Raw genomic sequence first — 6,263 nt, 5'->3', positions numbered from 1 at the left:
GATTATCAGACCATTATCAACAGTTGCATTCTAAATGAAGTACCTGCACAGCATTATATGGAATGGCTGGTTGCAAACATTAAGTGGCGTATGAATAAAAAACGCATTGAAGGTCACGATGATCCAACATTCTTTCAAATGCCTGGAAGAAGAAAAATGGTCGGCTCAGAAGAAACAATATCAATGTATGACAGCCGCAACAATATTGGCTATGACAAAATTGACGTAACAGGCTTAACACCTTACGATTATCGTAAGTGCTTAGAGAAAGGGCTAGGAATATAGCCCCTCCCACATCATTATTCCTATAATTTAATCTGCAGATTAACAAAAAACTCCTCTAAAACCATCCCCAAGCGCATGCAAATCAGGTGTTATTCAAATTTCCTCATCAGCACCTAATATCAGCGATTAATAAAGCCGGCTCGCCACATCTGTAACTGATGTCCTGTCAGCATATTTCTGACAGCAGTCATAATAAAATCGCGATGCAAAATTTTAACGGGACCAAATAGTCCTCACTTACTAAACATGAGAGATTTCTTTGAGAAAAAAATAAGAGGAAATATAAAATGCGGACGCAGTGCATTTTACAGAAAGATGGACAAAATAAAGAATGAGAGAGCCCGGATTATGAAAATAGATGATAACGAAAAGAGCGTTAATATAGTAACACTTAAGCAGGAGCAGTTTGAACAGAGTAAAAAAACACCTCAAGCTCCTGTTATCTCCTCCTCATCAGCCTCCAAAATGGTAACACAGCCAGCAAATAACGCAATGAAAAAAAGAGAAATATAAGTAAATAAGGAACGAGAATCCTTATAGCAAATATAGAGGTACAGAGTCAAAGCAACAAAAAAGGTTGTGACAAGATAATTACAAGCACACATCCATTCAAGGTCTACATGTTCTATAAAGTCGTATACAACCTGTTTCTTTTTACCGGTCTGAAGCCATAAAATACAGCCACTTTCCATATCGAGAATTACAGTGGCATATTTATGTCCATCATGCAGCTTAAACTCATCTTTGCCTATAAATCTGGCTTGCTGCTCCGGCTTGATTAAGGTTTTCTTTCCGTCCTTATCTACTGTTACGTAAAGTCCTTCTAGTCTTGCTTTATATATATCCTTAACAACGCACTTGTGGAGCCCTGTTATATGAGCAACTTCCTTTAATGTCATTCCATATGCCAGTAACGATTCTGTATACTGTCTCAAAGGTTCTGTAATCAGATGACCTTGAGCCTTGAATGGAATACAGCCAACCTCACTGTAATCACATCCTTGGCTGGAACAGCGGAAACGAGGCCTATCTGCTTCAACTAGTGAATATGAATCTCCTAAAGGTATATGTCTTAATGTTGTGGTTATACTTCCATTACGATGCAGCGGTGCCCCACATCGAGGACATACTTTTGGTTCATACTTTTGAGTACAGACTCCATACAACTCATACTCATCATGCCTTCTAACTAATGGATTTACCTTAGTTCCATCATTTCTGTTGACTCTCTGTATCCTACACTGAGTCTGTTTAAAACAATCTAAACCTGAAGGTAAAGATATAAACATCCCTCCAAAGGAACAACAGAAATGTAACCATGGCCTTGCTTAAATGTATCTAGAGCAGTAATATTCATTCTTGGGTCACGTTTTAATTTTGTTTTTTTTTGTTCACTTAAAATTATAACTTAGACCCTTTTTTTATTTCACTATCTTATTGCCATCCCACACTTTTCTGTACAGACCCATAAAACATGTGCTCCACTCATCCTAGACAGTGCTCTAGAAAATCCTAAAATTCAATTTTTTTAGAGAATCTGCGAAGTTGATATGGTGTTTAACTTAAAAAAGATTAAAATTATTACTCATAATAATGTGAAAAAAATTGGGAGGGATGTTAATTGAATATTTTGGCTCATCGAGGATATTGGAATAAAACTATAAAACACAATTCAGAAAAAGCTATTCGTTATGCAATAGAGAAGGGGTTTGGCTTTGAATCTGATATTCGTGATTACTGTGAGAGATTGGTTATTTCTCATAACATAGCAGATAAAAATGCACTAGATGCAGAAGTTGTATTTAAATGGCTTCATGAATTTGAGGATAAATATACATTTGCAATCAATATCAAAGCGGATGGATTAAAGGATGTTTTGTCTTCATTGCTTACTAAATATGAGATCTCTAATTATTTTCTTTTTGACATGTCTGTTCCTCAAATGGTCGAATTCATGGATATGAATTTAAATTTTTTTACCCGTCAGAGTGAAATAGAATTAAATCCTTGTTTATACGATAAAGCAGCAGGTGTTTGGATCGATGGGTTTTGGTCTACAGACTGGATTACGGAACGCCTGTTGAAGGAGCATCTAAAAAATGAAAAAAAAATATGTCTAGTATCTCCTGAGCTTCATGGAAGATCAGACTATAAGCTATTTTGGAAAAGAATTAAAGACTATGTAATCAATGATGGAAATGTGATGTTATGTACAGATGTCCCTGATGAAGCTAAGGAGTATTTTAATGAGTAGAATTAAAGCAATTCTTTTTGATATGGATGGCGTTTTAATTGATGCTAAAGAGTGGCATTACGAAGCTCTTAATAAGGCTTTGGGATTGTTTGGCCTTGAAATTAGTATGTATGATCATTTAACATCATTTGACGGGCTTCCAACAAAAGTAAAGCTTCAGAAACTGAGTAAGCGTTTCTTTCTTCCTGAAAGTCTACATTCCTTTGTTAATAAGATGAAGCAAATATATACTGTTGAGTTGATTCATGAACGTTGTCATCCTATGTTTCATCATGAATATGCTTTATCTAAACTTCATCAAGAAGGTTATAAATTGGCTGTTTGTTCTAATTCTATTAGAAATACAATTGAACTAATGATGGATAAAGCAGAATTATCGTCGTATCTTGATTTAATTGTTTCTAATGAGGATGTTAAAAACGCAAAACCAGACCCAGAAATGTATTTAACTGCAATGAATAAACTTGGTGTTAGTCCAAGCGAATGTATAGTCGTTGAAGATAATTATAATGGAATTCTTGCTGGTAGGGCCAGTGGTGCATCTGTATTAGAAGTTGCAACTGTATATGATGTTACTTATGAAAATATAATGCAGCTTGTAAGGAATAATGAAAATGATTAATGTGTTACTTCCAGCCATGGGGAATTCTGTTTTTTTTAAGGACGCGTTTTTTCCGAAACTATTAACAGAAATAAATGGAAAAACGATGATAGAGCATGTTGTAGATAATTATAATTGCCTTAATCCAAAAAATTATATTTTTGTATTTAATGATGATGACTGCAAACGATTTCATTTGGATGCCTCTGTTAGAATTTTAACACCGGCTAGTCAGTTTATTAAATTAAAAAATCAAACTGCTGGTGCTTTATGTACTTGCCTTATGGCTGTTGATTACATTAATGATGATCTTCCTTTATTGATTGTTAATAGTGATCAGGTTATTGATGTCGATTATCGTAAAGTTATTAAGTATTTTGAAGAAAACACCTTTGATGGTGGAGTTATAGTTTTTCCTAATATACATCCTCGTTGGAGTTATGCTAAATTGAGTGGCAATGAGGTCGTAGAAATTGCAGAAAAAAGACCTATTTCCAATAATGCAATTGCTGGATTTTACTACTATAAACATGGCAAAGATTTTGTGGAAGCCTCTAAAAAAGCTCTTTTGAAACAGAATAATTTGGAAGGCAAATATTTTATTTCTTCTTCGATTAATGAGATGATTTTGATGGGAAAAAAGGTTGGATTTTTTGAAATTCAGAAAGAACATTATAAATCATTTTATTCTCCTGAAAAAATCAAAGAGTATGAGGCGAGTCTCAAATGAAGATTGCTAAATTAGATTCTATGGTAAAGGGGTGGTTTATTGGTAATTTTGACCCTTCTTTATGCAAAACTAAAGATTGTGAAGTTGCAGTAAAATATTATAAAAAGGGGGATTTTGAACAATCACATTTTCACAAAATTGCTACGGAGTATACTGTTGTACTAAAGGGGCGTGTAAGAATGTTTGACCAAGAATTTTCTGAAGGAGCAATTATTATTGTTGAACCAGGAGAGTCAACTGCTTTTGAATCCTTGGATGATAGTATTAATGTAGTTGTAAAAATTCCAAGTGTAAAAAATGATAAATATGTAGTCGGAGAATAGTTATGCTTAATATTGTTATTCCTATGGCAGGAAGAGGTAGTCGCTTTGCTAATGCTGGTTATAAAATGCCCAAACCATTGATTGATATATTTGGTCATCCAATGATTGAGTATGTAACAAAAAATATAACTCCAACTTGTGCTCATCGTTTTATATACATATGTCAACAAGAACATATGACCAAATATGACTTGGAGAATAAGCTTAAATCTATATCCCCAAACTGCATCATTATACCTGTTGATCATGTTACTGAAGGTGCAGCTTGTACTGTTTTGCTAGCTGAAAAATATATTGATAATAATGATTATCTCATGATTGCGAATAGTGATCAGTATGTTGCTACTAATATCGATGATTATCTTGATTCAATAAAAGATTATGATGGTTTAATAATGACTATGCCTGCTGACCATCCCAAATGGAGCTATATCAAGTACGATGATAATGGCTTTGTAACACTTGTTAGAGAGAAAGAAGTTATATCTAATCAGGCAACTGTTGGTATTTATAATTATAAACATGGAAAGGATTTTGTGAATTTTGCACATCAAATGATTGAGAAAAATATAAGAGTCAATAACGAATTTTATGTTGCACCTGTTTACAACGAGATGATTGAGTCTGGAAAGAAAATTGTTTTTTCGGATGTTGGTAGTTGTATGTTTGGACTTGGTGTTCCAGAAGATTTAAATTATTTTATGGAACAGTCTTTTTCTAAAAAAATATTTTGTATATAAAATAGTTAATAGGTAATATCACTGTTTTATCAATTTGATAATTTCACAGCTTGAAAAAACTCCAAATTGTATACTCTTTAACTAGGAATTTCGGTTGTTTTATCTCTAAAAAAAAGGATACAGTACGTATTTTATGTTTTTGTATCATCACCACGTAGAAAAAAGTGCATAAATGTGTTTATGTGAATTGCCTGCTGTTTATTTAATATTATGGGATTGTTTTAAAGTAGGGCTGAATAATTAAGAATTATGAATCTAAGTCAATTTATTTCAAAAATAATTAGAGTTTATCTTTGGCCTATTAGGGTTTTGTTTTATAAAAAACACTCTGATTTTGCAATGAATCTCATTTGTTCATCATTTGATAATGATTGTTTTATATCATTTAGAGCCCGCCCTTTTAATCCTGTTGCTTCTATACCCATTATAGAAAATTTTTGCATTGGAAAAAAATTTGCGCTTGTATTACAAGGCCCTGTTTTAAGATGCAAAGACTTTTTAAAAAATACTATTATTTTTTATAGAAAAATATATCCAAATGCTGTAATCATTGTTTCAACCTGGAAGGGTGAAGTATCAGATAAGCAATTTTTTTCTTTTTTTGAAAAGTATAATGTTGAAGTTGTTGAATCTACATGCCCTCAAGTTTCTGGAGTAATGAATATAAATTATCAAATTAAAAGTTCTTTGGCTGGAATAAAAAAAGGAAAAGAACTCGGAATTAAGTTTATAGCAAAAACAAGGACTGACCAAAGAATATGTAAGAAATATATATTTTATAACATGTTTCATTTAATTAGCGATATTAAACCAAATACTAATAAAATGAGAGCTCGAATTGTTGTAACATCAACTTTTTGTAATAATATGTTTACTCCGTATTATGTAAGCGATTTCTTATATTATGGTCATATTGACGATATTGAAAAATTTTTTTCTTGTGATTTGGATCATAGAGTTGTACATAAAATTGGCGTTATGTCAAGAAAAGAATTAAGTCAAAAAATGTATCCTCCAGAAATATACTTGATGAAACATTATTTAAAGACTTATCTTTCAAAGGATTGCTCTGATAGTGTTTATGAGTATTGGCAATGCTTAAAAGATTATTTTATTTGTATGAGTAGAGCTGATGTCGATTTGTTTACATTAAAGTATCGTACAGCTAGGATGGATCACGTTAATAATAGCGAGTACTATTCAAAAGATTCAGATGTTTTAAAGTATCTGATGGGATTTGATTTTTGTTCTTGGTTTTGTTTGTATAAAGGGGATATTACCTATAAAGATAAATATGAGCAAGAACTAGAAATAAAAGTTGAATGATAAA

8 protein-coding genes are annotated in these 6,263 nt (G+C 32.3%); 7 read left to right on the top strand and 1 reads right to left on the bottom strand.

All coding sequences use genetic code 11. The features are described from left to right. A partial coding sequence (locus BM308_RS10515; protein WP_218152561.1) for a hypothetical protein occupies window positions 1-285 on the top strand: 285 nt, incomplete at its 5' end. 428 nt (window positions 286-713) lie between these two features. Here the strand turns inward: BM308_RS10515 and BM308_RS13245 are convergent. After that, the gene (locus tag BM308_RS13245; protein ID WP_074945080.1) at window positions 714-1,574 is read right to left on the bottom strand and encodes a transposase family protein; all 861 of its coding nucleotides are present in this window, start codon (window positions 1,572-1,574) and stop codon (window positions 714-716) included. Between the two features lie 332 nt (window positions 1,575-1,906). Between BM308_RS13245 and BM308_RS10505 the strand changes: the two genes are divergently transcribed. From BM308_RS10505 to BM308_RS10480, 6 genes are all read left to right on the top strand, one after another. Further along, a complete protein-coding gene (locus tag BM308_RS10505) occupies window positions 1,907-2,539 on the top strand; it encodes a PI-PLC domain-containing protein (protein ID WP_074945078.1) in 633 nt (210 codons plus the stop codon). Continuing rightward, a complete protein-coding gene (locus BM308_RS10500) occupies window positions 2,532-3,161 on the top strand; it encodes an HAD family hydrolase (RefSeq protein WP_074945076.1) in 630 nt (209 codons plus the stop codon). The genes BM308_RS10505 and BM308_RS10500 overlap by 8 nt, the downstream gene beginning before the upstream one ends. Next, window positions 3,154-3,870, top strand: a complete 717-nt coding sequence (locus BM308_RS10495) for a glycosyltransferase family 2 protein (RefSeq protein ID WP_074945074.1) — start codon at window positions 3,154-3,156, stop codon at window positions 3,868-3,870. Before BM308_RS10500 ends, BM308_RS10495 begins: the two co-directional genes overlap by 8 nt. Next, window positions 3,867-4,193 carry a cupin domain-containing protein gene (locus BM308_RS10490; RefSeq protein ID WP_074945073.1) on the top strand — a complete coding sequence of 109 codons (327 nt, stop codon included), beginning with the start codon at window positions 3,867-3,869 and terminating at the stop codon, window positions 4,191-4,193. The genes BM308_RS10495 and BM308_RS10490 overlap by 4 nt, the downstream gene beginning before the upstream one ends. A 2-nt stretch (window positions 4,194-4,195) precedes the next feature. Further along, window positions 4,196-4,933, top strand: coding sequence for a glycosyltransferase family 2 protein (locus tag BM308_RS10485; protein ID WP_074945071.1), 738 nt, complete (start codon window positions 4,196-4,198; stop codon window positions 4,931-4,933). Window positions 4,934-5,182: 249 nt separating this feature from the next. Then, the gene (locus BM308_RS10480) at window positions 5,183-6,259 is read left to right on the top strand and encodes a WavE lipopolysaccharide synthesis family protein (protein WP_074945070.1); all 1,077 of its coding nucleotides are present in this window, start codon (window positions 5,183-5,185) and stop codon (window positions 6,257-6,259) included. Window positions 6,260-6,263: the final 4 nt, after the last annotated feature.

This window comes from Succinivibrio dextrinosolvens, assembly GCF_900116345.1.
Taxonomy (GTDB): Bacteria; Pseudomonadota; Gammaproteobacteria; order Enterobacterales; family Succinivibrionaceae; genus Succinivibrio; species Succinivibrio dextrinosolvens_B.
Note: the sequence above shows the minus strand (reverse complement) of the source record. Positions and strands in the feature narration are given on the sequence as shown.

Excerpts from the sequence above, each read along its gene's own strand:
- BM308_RS13245 (WP_074945080.1), bottom strand. The coding sequence starts at position 1,574 with ATGTTTATATCTTTACCTTCAGGTTTAGATTGTTTTAAACAGACTCAG.
- BM308_RS10500 (WP_074945076.1), top strand. The coding sequence starts at position 2,532 with ATGAGTAGAATTAAAGCAATTCTTTTTGATATGGATGGCGTTTTAATT.
- BM308_RS10495 (WP_074945074.1), top strand. The coding sequence starts at position 3,154 with ATGATTAATGTGTTACTTCCAGCCATGGGGAATTCTGTTTTTTTTAAG.
- BM308_RS10490 (WP_074945073.1), top strand. The coding sequence starts at position 3,867 with ATGAAGATTGCTAAATTAGATTCTATGGTAAAGGGGTGGTTTATTGGT.
- BM308_RS10485 (WP_074945071.1), top strand. The coding sequence starts at position 4,196 with ATGCTTAATATTGTTATTCCTATGGCAGGAAGAGGTAGTCGCTTTGCT.
- BM308_RS10480 (WP_074945070.1), top strand. The coding sequence starts at position 5,183 with ATGAATCTAAGTCAATTTATTTCAAAAATAATTAGAGTTTATCTTTGG.